Genomic DNA, 16291 nt, shown 5'->3' with positions numbered 1-16291 from the left:
CGTTGTCGGATGGCGACCTATTCGCCCAGCTCGGCCAAGGCAAAGGTCGGTGCCGCAGCATCCTTTGCTGACAGCTTGGGTGCCACACCGATATCCGGCCAGGCAATCGACAACGTCTCGTCGTTCCATGCAATGCACCGTTCATGCTTCGGCGCATAGTAGTCCGTCGTCTTGTAGAGAAAGTCGGCGGAGTCGCTGAGCACCAGGAATCCGTGGGCCAGCCCCGGAGGAACCCACAATTGCGTGTGGTTCTCTTCGGACAGTTCACTTCCGACCCATTGGCCGAAGGTGGGCGATGACTTGCGGATGTCCACGGCAACATCGAAAACCGCACCGCGCACCACGCGCACAAGCTTGCCTTGCGGCTGCTGCAGCTGATAGTGCAACCCGCGCAACACCCCTTTGGTCGAGCGCGAATGATTGTCCTGGACAAACTCGACATGCGCGCCGACCGCCTCATCGAACGCCTTCTGGTTGAAGCTTTCGAAGAAAAAACCCCGGGCATCGCCAAAAACAGTGGGCTCGATCAGCAGCACATCTGCAATGGCCGTCCGCGTGACCTTCATGAACGCACTCCCTCGGCCAGCAGGTGGTTGAGGTATTTGCCGTAGCCGTTTTTCTGAAGCGGTGCGGCAAGCCTGGCAAGCTGCTCGCTATCGATGAAGCCGTGGCGCCACGCAATTTCTTCCGGACAGGCGATCTTGAGCCCCTGCCGATGCTCCAGCGTTGCAATGAACTGCCCCGCCTCGAGCAAGCTCTCGTGCGTGCCGGTGTCTAGCCAGGCGTAGCCGCGCTGCATGATCTGGACATTCAATTGACCAAGATCGAGGTAGGCTTGATTGACTGCGGTAATTTCGAGTTCACCACGGGCGCTCGGCTTCACCGCTTTCGCAATATCGATGACCTGGTTGTCGTAGAAATAAAGCCCCGTCACGGCGTAGTTGCTTTTGGGCTTCAACGGTTTTTCCTCGATGCTGCTGGCCTTGCCCTGCGCATCGAAAGCCACCACGCCATAGCGCTCCGGGTCATGGACGTGATAAGCAAACACGGTTGCCCCGGCCTTCTGCTCGTCGGCATCGCCGAGCAATTGTGCGAAGTCGTGCCCATAGAAAATGTTGTCGCCAAGCACGAGGGCGCTGGGGGCATTGCCGACGAACTTGTCACCGATGATGAAAGCCTGCGCCAGACCGTCGGGGCTCGGCTGAACGGCGTACTGGAGATTGATGCCCCACTGGCTACCGTCGCCCAGCAGTTGCTGAAAGCGGGGGGTGTCCTGTGGCGTGCTGATGATCAGGATGTCGCGCATGCCGCCGAGCATCAACGTGCTCAGCGGGTAGTAGATCATCGGCTTGTCGTACACCGGGAGCAGTTGCTTGCTCATGGCGAGCGTCGCGGGATGCAGCCGGGTGCCCGAGCCGCCTGCGAGGATGATGCCTTTGCGTTGCGTCATATTTGTTCTTTGCGAGTGAGTCAGAGCGTTTCGCGCAGCATGCGTGCCACACCGTTTTGCCAAGGAGGCATGGTCAGATCGAAAGTGGCTTGCAGCTTCGTGGTGTCGAGACGCGAGTTGTGCGGCCGCGTCGCAGGTGTTGGAAATGCGCTGGTCGGAACAGCCTCCACGGCTTCCGGCGGCGCCTTGAGCTCTACGCCGGCCTGCCGGGCCTGCTCAAGAACGAAGCGTGCATAGCCGTGCCAAGAGGTCTCCCCACTCGCCACCGCGTGGTAAATGCCGGTCTTCGCGACATCCTTCAAAGTAGCCCGAATGGCATGCGCCGTGATATCGGCAAGCAATTCGGCCCCCGTCGGCGCACCAAACTGGTCGTTGATTACGGTGAGTCGGTCACGCTCTTTGGCAAGCCGCAGCATGGTCTTTGCGAAATTTCCGCCCCGCGCCGCATACACCCAGCTCGTTCGAAAAATAAGGTGCCTGGCGCAGTTGCCGGCTACCAGTTGCTCGCCTTCGAGCTTGGTACGGCCGTAGGCGCTAAGGGGGCCGGTGGCATCGGACTCCTTCCAGGGAGCGCTCCCGCTTCCATCGAACACATAGTCGGTGGAGTAGTGCACGATCAGCGCACCTACGCGCTGCGCGGCATCCGCAAGCACACCGGGCGCCGTGGCATTGAGCTTTCGAGCGAAGTCAGGCTCGCTTTCGGCCTTGTCGACAGCAGTGTGAGCCGCGGCATTGACGATGACGTCAGGCCGCACTTTCATTACGGTGTCCGCCAACTGCTCAGGGCTGCTGAAATCGGCATGAAAGTCGGTGCTGGCAGAGCCGAGCGCGATCAGCTCACCCAGCGAAGCCAAGCTGCGCTGCAGTTCCCAACCAACCTGCCCGTCTTTGCCAAGCAACAGCAACTTCATGCGGAAGCCTTCGCGTCGTACTGCTTCTCCACCCACTCGCGATACGCGCCGCTTTGCACGTTGCTCACCCAGTCGCCGTTCGCCAAATACCACTCCACGGTCTTGCGGATGCCGGTGTCAAAAGTCTCGGCCGGCTTCCAGCGCAGCTCCCGCTCCAGCTTGCGCGCGTCGATCGCGTAGCGGCGATCATGGCCCGGGCGGTCGGTGACGTAGGTGATCTGCTCCTTGTATGGCTTGCCGTCGGCGCGGGGACGCAACTCGTCCAGCAGCGCGCAAACCGTGTTCACGATCTCGATGTTCGGCTTCTCGTTCCAGCCGCCCACGTTGTAGGTCTCGCCCAAGCGGCCGGCCTCAAGCACGCGGCGAATGGCGCTGCAGTGGTCCTTCACATAAAGCCAGTCACGCACCTGCATACCGTCGCCATATACGGGCAGGCTCTTGCCGGCCAGCGCGTTGACGATCATCAGGGGGATCAGCTTCTCGGGAAAATGGAACGGACCGTAGTTGTTCGAGCAATTGGTCGTCAGCACCGGCAGGCCGTAGGTGTGATGCCAAGCGCGCACCAGATGATCGCTGGCAGCCTTGCTGGCCGAGTACGGGCTGTTTGGCTCGTACTTGTTTTCCTCGGTGAAGGCCGGGTCGGTCTTTGACAGCGAGCCGTAGACCTCGTCTGTCGACACGTGCAGGAAACGGAAGGCGGCTTTCTGGTCGGCCGGCAGCGCGCTCCAGAAGCCCCGCACCGATTCGAGCAGGCGAAAGGTGCCGAGCACGTTGGTCTGCACGAAATCTTCAGGGCCATGAATCGAGCGGTCGACGTGCGACTCCGCTGCAAAGTTCACCACCGCACGCGGCTTGTGTTCGGCCAGCAGGCGGTCGATCAGTGCGCTGTCACCTATATCGCCTTGCACGAAGATATGCTTCGGATTGCCCTTCAGGGACGCAAGGGTCTCCAGGTTGCCGGCATAGGTGAGCTTGTCGAGATTGACGACCGGCTCGTCGTTCCGAACGATCCAGTCGAGTACAAAATTGGCGCCAATAAAACCGGCGCCGCCGGTTACCAGAATCATGGGGTCTCCCGCGAAAAGACTTGTCTATTGACCGCCTTATGACAGTCTTCCGGGCATTATCCCATCGGCGATGTGTTTCAAGACGCGTCACTCAGCGTGGCTTGATGACGCGGTTGTGAAAGGCTTGGCGCCCGCACAGGCCCCGCCTACAATTCCTCAACTGCAGGAGAGCGAGCCACCCCGGTGGCCCTACCGAAGGCGCAAACTCCCATAAACGCTCAGGTCGGCCCGACGAAATCTTGGAATTTCGGCAAGGGGTCAGTACTGCATCAACTGAAACGCCGTCTGGAGAGCCGCCACGTCATGTGGCGCACCGAAGGAGCAAATTCGTTGCAATGGCGCAACGGATGAATCTCTCAGGTACCGAGGACAGGGGGAGCGGCAACTTGGACAGCGGTCGTCCGGTTGCTTGCTATTAATTCAATAGTACACATCCACGCCCGCCATTCAAGCGCAGCACCTCAAAGGTACTTGAAATGCGCGTGATCGTTCTTGGCGCCGGCCTGCTCGGCGTGACCTCGGCTTACTACCTCCAGCAACTCGGCCACGAAGTGACCGTGATCGACCGGCAGGCCACGCCGGCCGCCGAAACCAGCTTCGCCAACGGCGGGCAAATTTCCGTCAGCCATGCCGAACCCTGGGCCAACCCCAGCGCGCCACTCAAGGTGCTTCAGTGGCTTGGCAAGGAAGACGCTCCGCTGCTGTTCCGCATCCGCGCCGACATGCGCCAGTGGCTCTGGGGCCTGCAGTTCCTGCGCGAATGCACGCCGGCGCGCACACGCCACAACATCGAGCAGATCGTGCGTCTTGGCACATATAGCCGCGAGATGTTGCAGCAATTGCGCCGCGACACCAGTCTGGACTACGACCAGCGCACCCAGGGCATCCTCCACTTCTACACGACGCAGAAGGAGTTCGACGGCGCCCTCGCGCCCGCCGAGCAGATGCGCGCCCTCGGCTGCGAGCGCCAAGTGATCTCGGCCGACGAGGCTGTGAAGATCGAACCCGCCCTCGCCCACATCCGCCCCAAGCTGGCGGGCGCGACCTACACAGCCGAGGACGAGTCCGGCGACGCCAACCGCTTCGCGCGCGAGCTGTCGCGCCTCGCGGCTGAAGCCGGCGTGAAATTCCTAATGAGCCACACCGTCACCGCCCTGCGCGAGGCCGGCGGCGGCATCGACCACGTCGAAGTCACCGACGCCGAAGGCCGCTTCCAGCGCATCCGCGGCGATGCCTTCGTGATGGCGATGGGCTCGCTGAGCCCGCTGCTGGCGGCGCCGCTGGGCATCCGCCTGCCGATCTACCCGGCCAAGGGCTACTCGGTCACGCTGCCCGTCAAGGACGCCTCCAAGGCGCATCAGGTCTCGCTGACCGACGACGAATTCAAACTGGTGTTCTCGCGCTACACCTCGGAGTCGGGTGACCGCCTGCGCATCGCGGGCACCGCCGAGCTCAACGGCTACGACCGCGACCTGAACCGCGTGCGCTGCGAAGCCATCGTGCGCCGTGTCGAAGAGCTGTTCCCCGGCGCCGGCGACACTACGCGGGCCCAGTTCTGGACCGGCCTGCGCCCCGCCACCCCAAGCAACGTGCCGCTGATCGGCAAGACGAAGCTCGCGAACCTGTTCCTGAACACCGGCCACGGCACGCTCGGCTGGACGCACGCCTGCGGCTCGGGCAAGTCGATCGCGCGCATCGTGAGCGGGCTGGCGCCGGAGGTGGATTTCGCGTTCACGGGAATGCCGGCGCCGCAGCCGCGCGTGCTGCAGCCGGCCTGATCGGCGGCCGGGCCGCGTTCAGTCGTCGGCAGTGAACACCGTCAGCACCCCCGTATAGCCATATAGGTGGTGCCGCGCGATCTCCCCTGCGGCAAAAAATCCGACCAGCGGCACGTCGCCCAGCGCGTGCCGCACGATCTGCAGTTCCGCGCCCGGCGCGCCGAAATGAGGCCCTCCGCGTCCGGAGCAGCTCACGTACACCGCCCCCGCAATGCGCCGCGCCGGATGCGGCGCCGCCTCGGCCTCGCCCGCCGCCACGGCGCGCGCGGTGGCCAGCGTCTGCTCCTCGGGCTCCAGCTCTTCGCGGATTTCGGCGCAGATGCGCATCAGGTCGGCCCGCGCGGCCTGCGCGTTGCGGCGGCAGAAGGTCAGCCGCATGCCGGCTTCGGCCGTGTCGGCAATGGCGATGCCGCGCCGCGTCGGGTCGAGCCCGATGATGTGGCGCACCAGCACGTCGGCGCCCAGGTCGCCGGTACGGCGGATGCCGTCGCTGCCCGCATCGGCCAGCCCGACCAGCGTGTTGCGCACGGCGTCGATGGCCTCTTGCGGCCGCTCCAGCGACACCTGCAGGTCGGCCAGCAGCACGTCGAGCGCGGGCTCGCCGTCGAGCTTGAGCAGCAGGTTGCCTTCGGCCTCGGTGATCTCGCGTTCACGCACCGCGCCCGAGCGCAGCGGCTGGCAGCCCTGCGTGACGCGCGACACCAGCCGCACGCCGTCGCCGAACACCACGCCCGACAGGCCGCCTGAAAACACCCCGCCCGCCGCCCCGTGGCCGCGAATGTTGCCGTTGCCGCCGATCGCGAATTGCAGCGCGCCACCCCGGCCCGACGAGAGTCCGCCGAACAGGTAGCCGGTGTCGGTGCGGCCCGCCATCTCGGCGATCAGCTCGGTCAGGTCAGGCGTGGCCGGGTCGGCGTGCACCAGCGCGGTATGGGCCTCGAAGCCGCTCATTTCGGAGTTGCCCAGCGGCGCCACGCCCGAAAACACACGGTACTGGTCGCTGGGCAGCGCGCAGAGCATCAGCGTCATGCCGGGCTCGTCGAAGTACTCGGCGTTGTTGGCCGCCACGCCGACGCCGACGGTGCCCGACCAGTCGGTGACCTCGGGCAACTCGGCGCTCAGGTGATCGAGGATGTCCTGCGCCTCGGCGGCGTAGTGGTCGGTGATGTAGAGCAGCCCGAGCGTCGGCGACGACGCGTAGTCGGGCAATGCCATCTGTGCGCGCAATTGGGCCAGCACGAGGCCGGCCGCCATGCGCCATTGCGGATGGGTGGCATGGCCGGAAGGAAACAGTTTCATGATGCGTGCCAACCCGTTCTTTTCCAAAAATATATGGGTATGACGTCAGCGCCGGCTGGAGGTTCGCTTGCGCGCGGCGGTCGACGTCTTCTTCCTGGCGGCCGGAGCCGCCGCTTTCTTTGCCGCGGCGACAGGCTTGCGGGCCGCCGTTGCCGCCGGCTTGCCGCCCATCGCCTTGCCGACCGCGTCGGCCAGCGGCTGGGCCATGGCCGGCACTTTCAGTTGCGCGGCGTCCTGCAGCGCCGAGCTGGCGATCTGCTGGAACTGCTCGGTGAGCGAGCCCCACCACTGCATGGGGTCGACCACGCCGGCGCCGTCGGCGGCCTTCGACTTGGCGGCGGCCGGCCGCGCGCGCGATTTCTTCGGCGCCGGGGTTGCCTCTTCCTCGGGAAGCTCGTCTTCTTCCTCGACCTCTTCGGGTTCCGGCTCGGGCGCGGCGGCGGGCGCTGCCGCCACGGGCGCCGGGGCCATGGCCGCAGCCTGCTTGGTGAACGCGCTCGCGATGTCTTCCATGCGAACGTTCATGCCGCGCAGCGTCGACAGCGTCATCTTCTGCACTTCGAGCGCCTGGATGGTGGCCTTGAGCGCGTGGCCGTTCTGCTCGAGCCAGTACTGGACCGTCTTGAGCTCCTGGATGCGCTTGTCGACCTCTTCCACGCTCAGCGTGGGCGCGACCCAGCTCGCGAGGCTCGGAATGCCGGGCACGGCGCCAGCGCCCGAACCGCCGGCGAGGTTCTTCAGGAAGTCGAATCCGGGGACGAACTGGCTGAAGTCGAAGGGCTTGCTGGCGTTGCTCATGCGGAGGGTCTCCTGGGAGGGTTTTCTTGTGTTCCCAGCTTACTCCAAGCCCTTGCCGTCCGGCCCGGCCGGCGCGCGGATTTACCTGCCGTCAGAGTTCGTCGCGGACCTTGCTGAAAACCTTCCAGAACGTCGCATCCTGCGAGGTCGCGAAGTTGATGCGCATCATGGTGCTCGGCGGGCGGCGCGCATGAAAGAGCGAGCCCGGCGCCAGCAGGTAGCCCTGGTCGAGCATGCGCTGCGTGAGCGCGTCGGTGTCCACGCCCGTGTCGACCCAGCCGAACAGCCCCGCCGGCTCCGACGCGAAGGTGCAGCCGTGCGACATCGCCAGCTTCACCGCCCGGCCCCGCGCGCCGTCCAGGCGGATGCGCACCCGCTCCGAATGCCGGCGAAGCTGCCCCTGGTCGATGCACCACGACAGCGCCCGCTCGAACAGCGTGGGCGAGGTCAGCGTGGCCAGCAGCTTGGTCTCCAGCAGCCGCTCTTTCAGCGCGGGCGGCGCGGCGAAGAAGCCGATGCGCCAGTTGGGCGCCAGGATCTTGGCGAAGCCGCTCACGTAGATGGTGCGCTGCAGCCCGTCGAGCGCGCTGAGACGGGTGGCGTGTTCGGGCGCGAGGTGGCTGTAGGTGTCGTCCTCGACGATGTGGAAGTCGTATTCGTTCGCCAGCTTGAGCACGCGGTGCGCGCTGCCCGGCGTGAGGCTGTAGCCGGTGGGGTTGTGCAGCACGCTCACGCTCACGAACAGCTTGGGGCTGTGCAGCTTGCAGTACTGCGCCATCACTTCCAGGTCGGGCCCGTCGGCGCGGCGCGGCACCGGCAGGATGCGCATGCCCAGCGCCTCGAGCCGCGCGAATTCGAGCGCCCATCCGGGCTCCTCGACCATCACCGGGTCGCCCGCGCGCAGCAGCGTGCGGCTCACGATGTCCAGCGCGTGCGTGGCGCCGATGGTGGTCACGATCTGGTCGGGCGAAGCCGGCACGTTGATGCCCACCAGCTTCTGCGACAGGCTGCGCCGCAGGCTCATGTCGCCGGCCGGCTCGCCGTACTGGAGCGACAGCTCCTGCAGCGCGGCTGTATTGGTCATGCGCCGCACGGCCGTGGGCATGAAGGTCGAAGACATCCAGTCGGGCGGGAAAACGCCCATGCCCGGCTGCGGCTTGTCGCTCGGGCGGTGGAACATGCTGCGGATCAGCGAACTGGCATCGGCGGGCACGCGCGAGGCCATCATCTGCACGGCAATGGCGGCGGGCATGCCGATCACGCCGGCGGCGTCCGCGCCGTTGGCCGGGCGGCCGTCCTGTACCGGCGCGGCGTCGCGCACGTAGAAACCGCGCTGCCGGCGGGCCTCGACCAGCCCCTGCGCCAGCAACTGGTCGTAGGCGGCGACGACCGTGTACGGGCTCACCCCCTGCTGCCGCGCGCATTCGCGCACCGAGGGCAGCCGCGCACCGGGCGGCAAGAGCCGGGTTCGGATGCGTTCGGCCAGCCGGTCGGCCAGCTGTCCCGTGAGCGACTGCGTGGAGGTTCTTGTCAGCATGCGTTCCCGTATCCCTGAAGAGCCTTGTGGGCTCTGTGCCGAAGGAATGACCAATACAGTTTCGGTGTTTGTTCGATCATCTGTACTGGAACTGTAATGGTCACAAGTTTAGAGTGTGTGTCATGAACTGGCAAGAATTCACCGCGCTGCTGGTGCTGGCCACGGCGATGAGTTTTTCGCCCGGGCCCAACACCACGCTCTCGACCGCCCTGGCGGCCAACGGCGGCCTGCCGCGCGCGATGCGCTTCGTGGTCGCGGTGCCGGTCGGCTGGACCTTGCTGCTGGTGCTGTGCGCCGCCGGCATCGGCGCGCTGGTGGTGGCGGTGCCGCCGCTGCGGGTGGCCATCAAGGCCTTGGGCATCGGCTACCTGCTGTGGCTGGCATACAAGCTCAGCGGCAGCGCCACGCTCGGCAAGGCCGACAGCGCCAGCCTCTCGGTCGGCTTCGGCCAGGGCGTGATGCTGCAGTTCGTCAACATCAAGGCCTGGCTGCTGGCGCTCACGCTGGTGGCCGGCTGGATCGCCGGGCAGCCCGACGCGCTGGGCCGCTTCGCCATCGTGGCGCCGGTGATGCTGGTCTTCGCCTTCGCCAGCAACTTCGCCTATGCGCTGGTCGGCGCCCTGCTGCGCGACTGGTTGTCCAAGGGCGCGCGGCTGCTGTGGTTCAACCGCGCGATGGGCCTGGTGCTCGTGCTCACCGCGTGGTGGATGGTGAGCGTATGAAGCCGGGCATCAAGGACGAAACGCTGGGCATGTGGCTGGGCGTCGTCGGCGTGGCCATGTTCGCCATCACGCTGCCGATGACGCGCCTTGCCATCGGCTCGCAGGAGTCGCCGCAGCTGTCGCCGTGGTTCGTCACCCTCGGGCGCGCGGCGCTGGCCGGCGTGCTGTCGGCCATCTTCCTGCTGGTCACGCGCTCGCCGCGACCGGCCGCGCACCAGTGGAAGCCGCTGGGCGTGGCGGTGCTGGGCAACGCGATCGGCTTTCCGCTGCTGCTGGCCTACGCGCTGCGCGTGGTCACGGCCAGCCATGCGGCGGTGGTGACGGCGCTGCTGCCGCTGGTCACGGCCGCCGTCGCGGCCTGGGTGCTGCACCAGCGCGCGCGGCTGGGCTTCTGGCTCTGCGCGGTCGCGGGCAGCCTGCTGGTGGTCGCTTTCTCGGTGCTGCGCGCGAGCCAGACGGGGCACGGCTTCGGCTTCGAATGGGCCGACCTGCTGCTGGTCGGCGCGGTCATCGCGGCATCGTTCGGCTACATCTACGGCGCGCAGGTCACGCCGTCGCTGGGCGCCGAACGCGTGATCTGCTGGGTCTGCGTGATGGCGCTGCCCGTCACGCTGCCGGCTACGCTGGCGCTGTGGCCTCGGCAGCCCGTCGCCACTTCGGCCTGGCTCGGCTTCGTCTATGTCGGAATGTTCTCGATGTGGATCGGTTTCTTCGCCTGGTATCGCGGCCTGGCGCTGGGCGGCGCGCTGCGTGTGAGCCAGACGCAACTGCTGCAACCATTCCTGTCGATCCTCGCGTCGATCCCGCTGCTGGGCGAACCGCTGGACGTGGTGACGCTGGGCTTCGCGATCGCGGTGGTGGCCACCGTGGTCGTCGGCAAGCGGCTGTCCCAGCCGGCAAGCCCCGCGCCCCCAACAAAGGCCGCAGCGCCGAAAATGGCGGCTGCAGCCGCCGGCAAGGCCGGCCCGCGCGGACGCTGATCCGCCTTACCGTCTCATTCGAATCTCACCTCACCGCCTGAAAGAAGAAAGCCATGAACTGGAAACTCGCCGCACGCGCCGCAAAGATGAACCCCTCGGTGCTGCGTGAAATCCTGAAGGTCACCGAACGCCCCGGCATCATCAGCCTGGCCGGCGGCCTGCCCTCGCCCAAGACCTTCCCGATCCAGGCGTTCGCCGACGCCTGCGCCGAAGTACTGCACAACGACGGCCAGGCCGCGCTGCAGTACGCCGCCAGCGAAGGCTACGCGCCGCTGCGCCAGGCCGTGGCCGACATGCTGCCGTGGGACGTCGACGCCTCGCAGGTGCTCATCACCACCGGCTCGCAGCAGGGCCTCGACCTTGTGGCCAAGGTGCTGATCGATCCGGGCAGCAAGGTGCTGGTCGAAACGCCCACCTACCTCGGCGCGCTGCAGGCCTTCGGCCCGATGGAGCCGAACCCCGTGGGCGTGGCGAGCGACGACGAAGGCGTGGTCGTCGACGACCTCGTGGCCAAGGCCAAGGACGCGCGCTTCGTCTACCTGCTGCCCAACTTCCAGAACCCCACGGGCCGCACCATGACCGAGGAGCGCCGCGCCGCCGTGTCGGCCGCCGCCGCTGCCGCCAACCTGCCGATCGTCGAGGACAACCCCTACGGCGAACTCTGGTTCGACGAAGCCCCGCCGCTGCCGCTAGCCGCGCGCAACCCCGAGGGCGTGATCTACCTGGGCTCGTTCTCGAAGGTGCTGGCGCCCGGCCTGCGCCTGGGCTTCCTGGTGGCGCCCAAGTCGATCTACCCGAAACTGCTGCAGGCCAAGCAGGCCGTCGACCTGCACACGCCGATCTTCACGCAGCGCATGGTCTCGGCCGTGATGAAGGACAAGTTCCTCGACCGCCACGTGCCCACCATCCGCGCGCTGTACAAGCGCCAGCGCGACGCGATGATCGCCGCGCTCAAGCGCGAGATGGCGGGCCTGGACGTGAAGTTCAATGCGCCCAAGGGCGGCATGTTCCTGTGGGCGCGCCTGCCCGAGGGCGTCGACACCGTCACGCTGCTGCCCAAGGCCGTGGAGCGCAACGTGGCCTTCGTGCCCGGCGCGCCGTTCTACGCGGGCCAGGGCGATCCGCGCACGCTGCGGCTGTCGTTCGTGACCGCCAGCGTGGAAGAGATCGACACCGCCATCGCCGCGCTGGCCCAGACGCTGCGCGAAGAGCTGGCGCTGCTCGGCGACACGAAGCTGGCCGCCGCGCAGATCTGAGGCCCGAGGCAGCCCGCCAGCACAGGATGCGCCCATGATCGGCCTCGCGACCCTCTCGCTGTTCCTGCTGGCGGTGCTGGCGCTGTTCCTGTCGCCGGGCCCGAACATGGCGTTCGTGCTGTCGCACGGCGTGGCGCACGGACCGCGCGGTGGGTTCGCGGCGGCGCTCGGCATCTCGGCGGCGGACCTGGTCCACACGCTGTTCGCGGCCACCGGCGTCACCGCGCTGGTTGCTGCATGGCCGCCTTCGTTCGACTTGCTGCGCTATGCCGGCGCGCTGTACCTGGCGTGGCTGGCGATGCAGGCCCTGCGTGACGGCGGCGGCCTTCGCATCGGCGCGAAGGCGCAGCCGGCAGGCTTCGGCCGCATCGTGCGCATGGCGCTGCTGAACAACCTGGTGAATCCGAAGGCGCTGCTGTTCTTCATGGTGTTCCTGCCGCAGTTCGTCGACCCCGCGCGCGGCAGCGTGCCGCTGCAGCTGGTGCAACTGGGCGTGGTGCTGTCGATGGCCGCGCTGGCCTTCAACACCCTGCTGGGCGCATGCAGCGGGCAGGTCGGGCGCTGGCTGCACAACCGGCCCGGCGCGGCGCGTTTCCAGAGCGGCCTGCTGGCCGCAGTGATGCTGGGGCTGGCCGTGCGCCTGCTCTTCCTCGATCGTCCTTCCCCTCGCTGAAAAGGCGCCCATGAACGTTCTGAAGATCGCGGCCTTCTCGGATGGAGAGACCGGCGGCAACCCCGCCGGCGTCGTCATCGCGGACACGCTGCCCGCCGCGGACCGGATGCAGGCCACCGCCGCGGAAGTCGGTTTCTCCGAAACCGCGTTCGCCGCCCGTGCCGACGACGGCAGCTGGCGCGTGCGCTATTTCGCGCCGCAGTCCGAAGTGCCGTTCTGCGGCCACGCGACCATCGCGCTGGGCGCCGCACTGGCGATGCAGCAAGGCGACGGCGTGTTCCCGCTCACCCTCAACCAGGCGCGGATCACCGTGGAAGGCCGGCGCGACGGCGCCCTGTTTTCCGCCGCGCTGCAGTCTCCGCCCACGCGCAGCGCGCCCGCATCGCAGGCGCTGCTGTCCGAGGCGTTGGCGCTCTTCGGCTACACGGCGCAAGACCTCGATGCGCGCATCCCGCCGGCCATCGCCCATGCGGGCGCCGACCACCTGGTGCTGGCGCTGAAGAGCCGCGCCGCGCTGTCGGCCATGCACTACGAGCTGGAGGCCGGCCGCGCGCTGATGGCCGGTGCCGGCCTCACGACCATCGTGCTGGTCTTCGCCGAAACTCCCCGGTTGCTGCACACGCGCAACCCCTTTGCTTCCGGCGGCGTCTACGAAGACCCCGCCACCGGCGCCGCCACGGCCGCGCTGGCCGGCTACCTGCGCGACATCGCCTGGCCGCACGGCGGCGCCATCGACGTGGTGCAGGGCGAGGACATGGGCATGCTGTCGCGCCTGCGGGCCGCGATTCCGCCCGCGCCGGGCAGCTCGATCCGCGTGTCGGGCACCGCGCGCCTCATGCAGGCCTGAAGCCTTCAATCGATCAACCGAACCTTCAAGAGAAGAAAGAAAACCCGACCATGCTCAACATCTGGGGCCGCATCAGTTCGATCAATGTCCGCAAGGTGGTGTGGTGCGCGCAGGAACTCGGGCTCGACTTCCAGCGCACCGAGGCCGGCGGCAAGTTCGGCGTGGTGCAGACGCCCGAGTACCTGGCGCTCAACCCGAACGCCATGGTGCCCGCCATCGACGACGGCGAAGGCGCCGAGCGCGTGACGCTGTGGGAGTCGAACGTGATCGTGCGCTACCTCTGCGCCAGGCATTCGCACGGCAAGTTCTACCCGAGCGAACTGCCAGCGCGCTTCGACGCCGAACGCTGGATGGACTGGCAGCAGACCACGCTGAACCGCGCGACCCGAGACGCCTTCATCCAGTGGGTACGCACGCCGCCCTCGGAACGCCAGCCGGCGCTCATCGAGGCATCGGTGCGCGAAAGCGAGGCGCTGTTCGCGATGCTCGACGCGCATCTGGCCAGGCGCGCCTACATCGGCGGCGACAGCTTCACGATGGCCGACATTCCCGTCGGCTGCGAAGCGCACCGCTGGTTCGGTCTTCCGGGGGCCGAGTACCGCCGCCCGAACTGGCCGAACCTGGAACGCTGGTATTCGGAATTGCTCTCCCGCCCGGGCACGCGCGGCGTGCTCGATCTCACCCTCGAATGAACCTGATGAAATCCCGCCCCTTCAAGCAAGTCGACGTCTTCACGGCCACCGCCTACCGCGGCAACCCGCTCGCGGTGGTGATCGACGGCAACGGACTCGACGACGCCACGATGCAGCGCTTCGCGCAGTGGACCAACCTGTCCGAAACCACCTTCCTGCTGCCGCCCACCGAGCCGACGGCCGACTACCGCGTGCGCATCTTCACGCCCGGCGGCGAGCTGCCCTTTGCCGGCCATCCGACCATCGGCAGCTGCCATGCCTGGCTGCAGGCCGGCGGCAAGCCCAAGGCGCCCGGCATGGTGGTGCAGCAATGCGGCGCGGGCCTGGTGCCGCTGCGCCGCGAGGGCGAGCGGCTGGCCTTTGCCGCGCCGCCGCTCAAGCGCAGCGCGCCCAGCCCCGCGCTGCTGGCCAAGGTGGCCGGCGCGCTGGGCCTGAAGGCGCAGCAGATCATCGCGGCGCAGGTGCTCGACAACGGCCCCGTCTGGTTCGGCCTGCTGGTCAATGACGCCGATGCCGTGCTGGCGCTCACGCCCGACCACCGCGCGCTCAAGGAACTGGGCGTGAAGGCCGGCGTGGCGGGCGTTCCCGCGGCGGTCGACGTCTCGCCGCTGATCGGCCGCTCGAACCGCGAGGCCCGCGCCTTCGGCAACCGCCCGGCCGCCGAGTACAACGACGGCGCCAAGATCGACCTCGAGGTGCGCGCCTTCGCCGAGCCCATCGGCGTGCAGGAAGACCCGGTCACCGGCAGCCTCAACGCGAGCCTGGCCGAGTGGCTGATCGCCGACGGCCACATGCCCGAGCGCTACCTTGCGGCGCAAGGCCAGTGCCTGGGCCGCGCCGGGCGCGTGTACATCGAGCGCGACGCCGAAGGCCGGATCTGGGTCGGCGGCGACGCCGTGACCTGCATCGACGGCCAGGTCACGCTGTAAGCCGGCGCACCCGCGATGCAAGCCCGGCTCGACCATCTCGTGATCGCCGCCGCCTCGCTCGACGAGGGCGCGGCGTGGTGCGAAAGCACGCTCGGCGTGGTGCCGGGGCCCGGCGGCACCCATCCGCTGATGGGCACGCACAACCGGCTGCTGAAGATCGCGAGCGACGCCTTCCCGGCCGCCTACCTGGAGATCATCGCGATCGAGCCTGGCAAACAGCCCTCGCGGCCCGGCACGCGACGCTGGTTCGACCTGGACGACGCCGAGCTGCAGGCCGGCCTCGCGCGGCAGGGGCCGCGGCTGATTCATTTCGTCGCCCGAGTGCCCGACGCACATGCGGCCATCCACGCCCTGTCGCACGAAGAGCATGCGCATATCGATCGCGGCCAGCTGCTCGAAGCCTCGCGCGACACGCCGGCCGGCCGGCTCGAGTGGCAGATCACCGTGCGCGACGACGGCCAGCGGCTGTTCTACGGCGCGCTGCCCACGCTGATCCAGTGGGGGCCGGTGCATCCGACCGACGCCATGCCCGAATCCGGCCTTGCACTGCGCAGCTTGCGCGCCGCGCACCCACGCGCGCCCGCCCTTGCCGCGGCCCTGTCGGCCATCGGCATGCAGGACATGCACGTGGATGCCGGGCCGCCCAACCTCGTCGCGCAGCTCGACACGCCGCGCGGCCCCGTCACGCTCGAATCCAAAGGACTCTGACCGCCATGCTGACCCTCGCCGAAATCGCCTGGTTCGCCCTTGCCTCGCTGCTGCTGGCGCTCACGCCGGGGCCGAACATGATCTATTGCGTCTCGCGCACGCTGATCCAGGGCCGCCGCGCCGGACTGGTCTCGCTGGGCGGCGTGCTGATGGCCTTCCTGGTGCATCTGTTCGCCGCGGCGCTCGGCCTCACGGCGCTGCTGCTGGCCGTGCCGATCGCTTTCGACGCCATCCGCATCGCCGGCGCCGCGTATCTGCTGTGGCTCGCCTGGCAGGCCGTCAAGCCCGGCGGCACCGCGCCCTTCGAGGCGCGCGCGCTGCCGGCCGATCCGCCCGCCAAGCTGTTCCGCATGGGCTTCCTCACGAACCTGCTGAACCCGAAGGTGGCGATGTTCTACCTCTCGTTCTTTCCGCAGTTCATCCACCCCGAGCGCGGCTCGGTGCTGCTGCAAAGCATGCAGCTGGGCGCCGCGCAGATCGCCACCAGCGCGGCGGTCAACACGGTGATGATCGTCGGCGCCGCCAGCATCACGGCCGTGCTGTCGCAAAGCGCGGGCTGGCTGCGCGCGCAGCGCTACGTGATGGGCAGCGTGCTGGCCGCGCTGGCGGTGCGCGTGGCGCTGACCGAACGCAAGTAAGCAATC

At 67.7% G+C, this 16291-nt stretch carries 17 protein-coding genes and 1 riboswitch; of the genes, 10 read left to right on the top strand and 7 right to left on the bottom strand.

Features of this window, described 5'->3' with window-relative positions; translation table 11 throughout:
- Positions 1-17 precede the first annotated feature (17 nt).
- Genes rfbC through rfbB form a run of 4 tightly spaced genes read right to left on the bottom strand, consistent with a single transcriptional unit; the run spans position 18 to position 3428 of the window.
- Positions 18-566, bottom strand: a complete 549-nt coding sequence (gene rfbC, locus L3V85_RS06370) for a dTDP-4-dehydrorhamnose 3,5-epimerase (RefSeq protein ID WP_237678543.1) — start codon at positions 564-566, stop codon at positions 18-20.
- Entirely contained in the window at positions 563-1450 is an 888-nt protein-coding gene (rfbA, locus tag L3V85_RS06365; protein ID WP_237678542.1) for a glucose-1-phosphate thymidylyltransferase RfbA, read from the bottom strand. The genes rfbC and rfbA overlap by 4 nt, the downstream gene beginning before the upstream one ends.
- Positions 1451-1470: 20 nt before the next feature.
- Complete coding sequence (gene rfbD / locus L3V85_RS06360; RefSeq protein WP_237678541.1) at positions 1471-2361, bottom strand: dTDP-4-dehydrorhamnose reductase; 891 nt, start codon at positions 2359-2361, stop codon at positions 1471-1473.
- The gene (gene rfbB / locus L3V85_RS06355; RefSeq protein WP_237678540.1) at positions 2358-3428 is read right to left on the bottom strand and encodes a dTDP-glucose 4,6-dehydratase; all 1071 of its coding nucleotides are present in this window, start codon (positions 3426-3428) and stop codon (positions 2358-2360) included. The genes rfbD and rfbB overlap by 4 nt, the downstream gene beginning before the upstream one ends.
- 275 nt (positions 3429-3703) lie before the next feature.
- Positions 3704-3811, top strand: a riboswitch (glycine riboswitch).
- 93 nt (positions 3812-3904) lie between these two features.
- On the opposite strand from rfbB, the gene L3V85_RS06350 reads away from it, so the two are divergent.
- Complete coding sequence (locus L3V85_RS06350) at positions 3905-5206, top strand: D-amino acid dehydrogenase (protein ID WP_237678539.1); 1302 nt, start codon at positions 3905-3907, stop codon at positions 5204-5206.
- An 18-nt stretch (positions 5207-5224) separates the two neighbouring features.
- Here the strand turns inward: L3V85_RS06350 and L3V85_RS06345 are convergent, their stop codons facing one another.
- From L3V85_RS06345 to L3V85_RS06335, 3 genes are all read right to left on the bottom strand, one after another.
- Positions 5225-6505 (bottom strand): FIST signal transduction protein, encoded by a 1281-nt coding sequence (locus tag L3V85_RS06345; protein ID WP_237678538.1) that lies wholly within the window; start codon positions 6503-6505, stop codon positions 5225-5227.
- 45 nt (positions 6506-6550) lie between these two features.
- Positions 6551-7303: a PhaM family polyhydroxyalkanoate granule multifunctional regulatory protein gene (locus L3V85_RS06340; protein WP_237678537.1), complete on the bottom strand. Its 753-nt coding sequence runs from the start codon at positions 7301-7303 to the stop codon at positions 6551-6553.
- Between the two features lie 91 nt (positions 7304-7394).
- Entirely contained in the window at positions 7395-8840 is a 1446-nt protein-coding gene (locus L3V85_RS06335; protein WP_237678536.1) for a PLP-dependent aminotransferase family protein, read from the bottom strand.
- Positions 8841-8962: 122 nt separating this feature from the next.
- Here L3V85_RS06335 and L3V85_RS06330 point away from each other — a divergent pair, with 122 nt between their 5' ends.
- The 9 genes from L3V85_RS06330 to L3V85_RS06290 are packed head-to-tail and all read left to right on the top strand — an operon-like array spanning position 8963 to position 16285.
- A complete protein-coding gene (locus tag L3V85_RS06330; protein WP_237678535.1) occupies positions 8963-9562 on the top strand; it encodes a LysE family translocator in 600 nt (199 codons plus the stop codon).
- Positions 9559-10542 (top strand): DMT family transporter, encoded by a 984-nt coding sequence (locus L3V85_RS06325; RefSeq protein WP_237678534.1) that lies wholly within the window; start codon positions 9559-9561, stop codon positions 10540-10542. Before L3V85_RS06330 ends, L3V85_RS06325 begins: the two co-directional genes overlap by 4 nt.
- A 53-nt stretch (positions 10543-10595) precedes the next feature.
- The gene (locus L3V85_RS06320) at positions 10596-11798 is read left to right on the top strand and encodes a PLP-dependent aminotransferase family protein (protein WP_237678533.1); all 1203 of its coding nucleotides are present in this window, start codon (positions 10596-10598) and stop codon (positions 11796-11798) included.
- A 34-nt stretch (positions 11799-11832) separates the two neighbouring features.
- Positions 11833-12471: a LysE family translocator gene (locus L3V85_RS06315; RefSeq protein WP_237678532.1), complete on the top strand. Its 639-nt coding sequence runs from the start codon at positions 11833-11835 to the stop codon at positions 12469-12471.
- A gap of 10 nt (positions 12472-12481) precedes the next feature.
- Entirely contained in the window at positions 12482-13318 is an 837-nt protein-coding gene (locus tag L3V85_RS06310) for a PhzF family phenazine biosynthesis protein (RefSeq protein WP_237678531.1), read from the top strand.
- A 50-nt stretch (positions 13319-13368) separates the two neighbouring features.
- Positions 13369-14010: a glutathione S-transferase gene (locus L3V85_RS06305; protein WP_237678530.1), complete on the top strand. Its 642-nt coding sequence runs from the start codon at positions 13369-13371 to the stop codon at positions 14008-14010.
- Positions 14011-14015: 5 nt separating this feature from the next.
- Entirely contained in the window at positions 14016-14939 is a 924-nt protein-coding gene (locus tag L3V85_RS06300; RefSeq protein WP_237678529.1) for a PhzF family phenazine biosynthesis protein, read from the top strand.
- A 15-nt stretch (positions 14940-14954) separates the two neighbouring features.
- Positions 14955-15647 carry a VOC family protein gene (locus L3V85_RS06295; protein ID WP_237678528.1) on the top strand — a complete coding sequence of 231 codons (693 nt, stop codon included), beginning with the start codon at positions 14955-14957 and terminating at the stop codon, positions 15645-15647.
- A 5-nt stretch (positions 15648-15652) separates the two neighbouring features.
- A complete protein-coding gene (locus tag L3V85_RS06290) occupies positions 15653-16285 on the top strand; it encodes a LysE family translocator (protein WP_237678527.1) in 633 nt (210 codons plus the stop codon).
- Positions 16286-16291: the final 6 nt, after the last annotated feature.

The organism is Variovorax paradoxus (genome assembly GCF_022009635.1).
Lineage (GTDB): Bacteria > Pseudomonadota > Gammaproteobacteria > Burkholderiales > Burkholderiaceae_C > Variovorax.
Note: the sequence above shows the minus strand (reverse complement) of the source record. Positions and strands in the feature narration are given on the sequence as shown.

Coding starts and splice junctions, on each gene's coding strand:
- L3V85_RS06305 (WP_237678530.1), top strand. CDS start 13,369: ATGCTCAACATCTGGGGCCGCATCAGTTCGATCAATGTCCGCAAGGTG.
- rfbC (WP_237678543.1), bottom strand. CDS start 566: ATGAAGGTCACGCGGACGGCCATTGCAGATGTGCTGCTGATCGAGCCC.
- L3V85_RS06335 (WP_237678536.1), bottom strand. CDS start 8,840: ATGCTGACAAGAACCTCCACGCAGTCGCTCACGGGACAGCTGGCCGAC.
- L3V85_RS06330 (WP_237678535.1), top strand. CDS start 8,963: ATGAACTGGCAAGAATTCACCGCGCTGCTGGTGCTGGCCACGGCGATG.
- L3V85_RS06290 (WP_237678527.1), top strand. CDS start 15,653: ATGCTGACCCTCGCCGAAATCGCCTGGTTCGCCCTTGCCTCGCTGCTG.
- L3V85_RS06300 (WP_237678529.1), top strand. CDS start 14,016: ATGAAATCCCGCCCCTTCAAGCAAGTCGACGTCTTCACGGCCACCGCC.
- L3V85_RS06340 (WP_237678537.1), bottom strand. CDS start 7,303: ATGAGCAACGCCAGCAAGCCCTTCGACTTCAGCCAGTTCGTCCCCGGA.
- rfbB (WP_237678540.1), bottom strand. CDS start 3,428: ATGATTCTGGTAACCGGCGGCGCCGGTTTTATTGGCGCCAATTTTGTA.
- L3V85_RS06325 (WP_237678534.1), top strand. CDS start 9,559: ATGAAGCCGGGCATCAAGGACGAAACGCTGGGCATGTGGCTGGGCGTC.
- L3V85_RS06350 (WP_237678539.1), top strand. CDS start 3,905: ATGCGCGTGATCGTTCTTGGCGCCGGCCTGCTCGGCGTGACCTCGGCT.
- L3V85_RS06315 (WP_237678532.1), top strand. CDS start 11,833: ATGATCGGCCTCGCGACCCTCTCGCTGTTCCTGCTGGCGGTGCTGGCG.
- L3V85_RS06345 (WP_237678538.1), bottom strand. CDS start 6,505: ATGAAACTGTTTCCTTCCGGCCATGCCACCCATCCGCAATGGCGCATG.
- rfbD (WP_237678541.1), bottom strand. CDS start 2,361: ATGAAGTTGCTGTTGCTTGGCAAAGACGGGCAGGTTGGTTGGGAACTG.
- L3V85_RS06295 (WP_237678528.1), top strand. CDS start 14,955: ATGCAAGCCCGGCTCGACCATCTCGTGATCGCCGCCGCCTCGCTCGAC.
- L3V85_RS06310 (WP_237678531.1), top strand. CDS start 12,482: ATGAACGTTCTGAAGATCGCGGCCTTCTCGGATGGAGAGACCGGCGGC.
- L3V85_RS06320 (WP_237678533.1), top strand. CDS start 10,596: ATGAACTGGAAACTCGCCGCACGCGCCGCAAAGATGAACCCCTCGGTG.
- rfbA (WP_237678542.1), bottom strand. CDS start 1,450: ATGACGCAACGCAAAGGCATCATCCTCGCAGGCGGCTCGGGCACCCGG.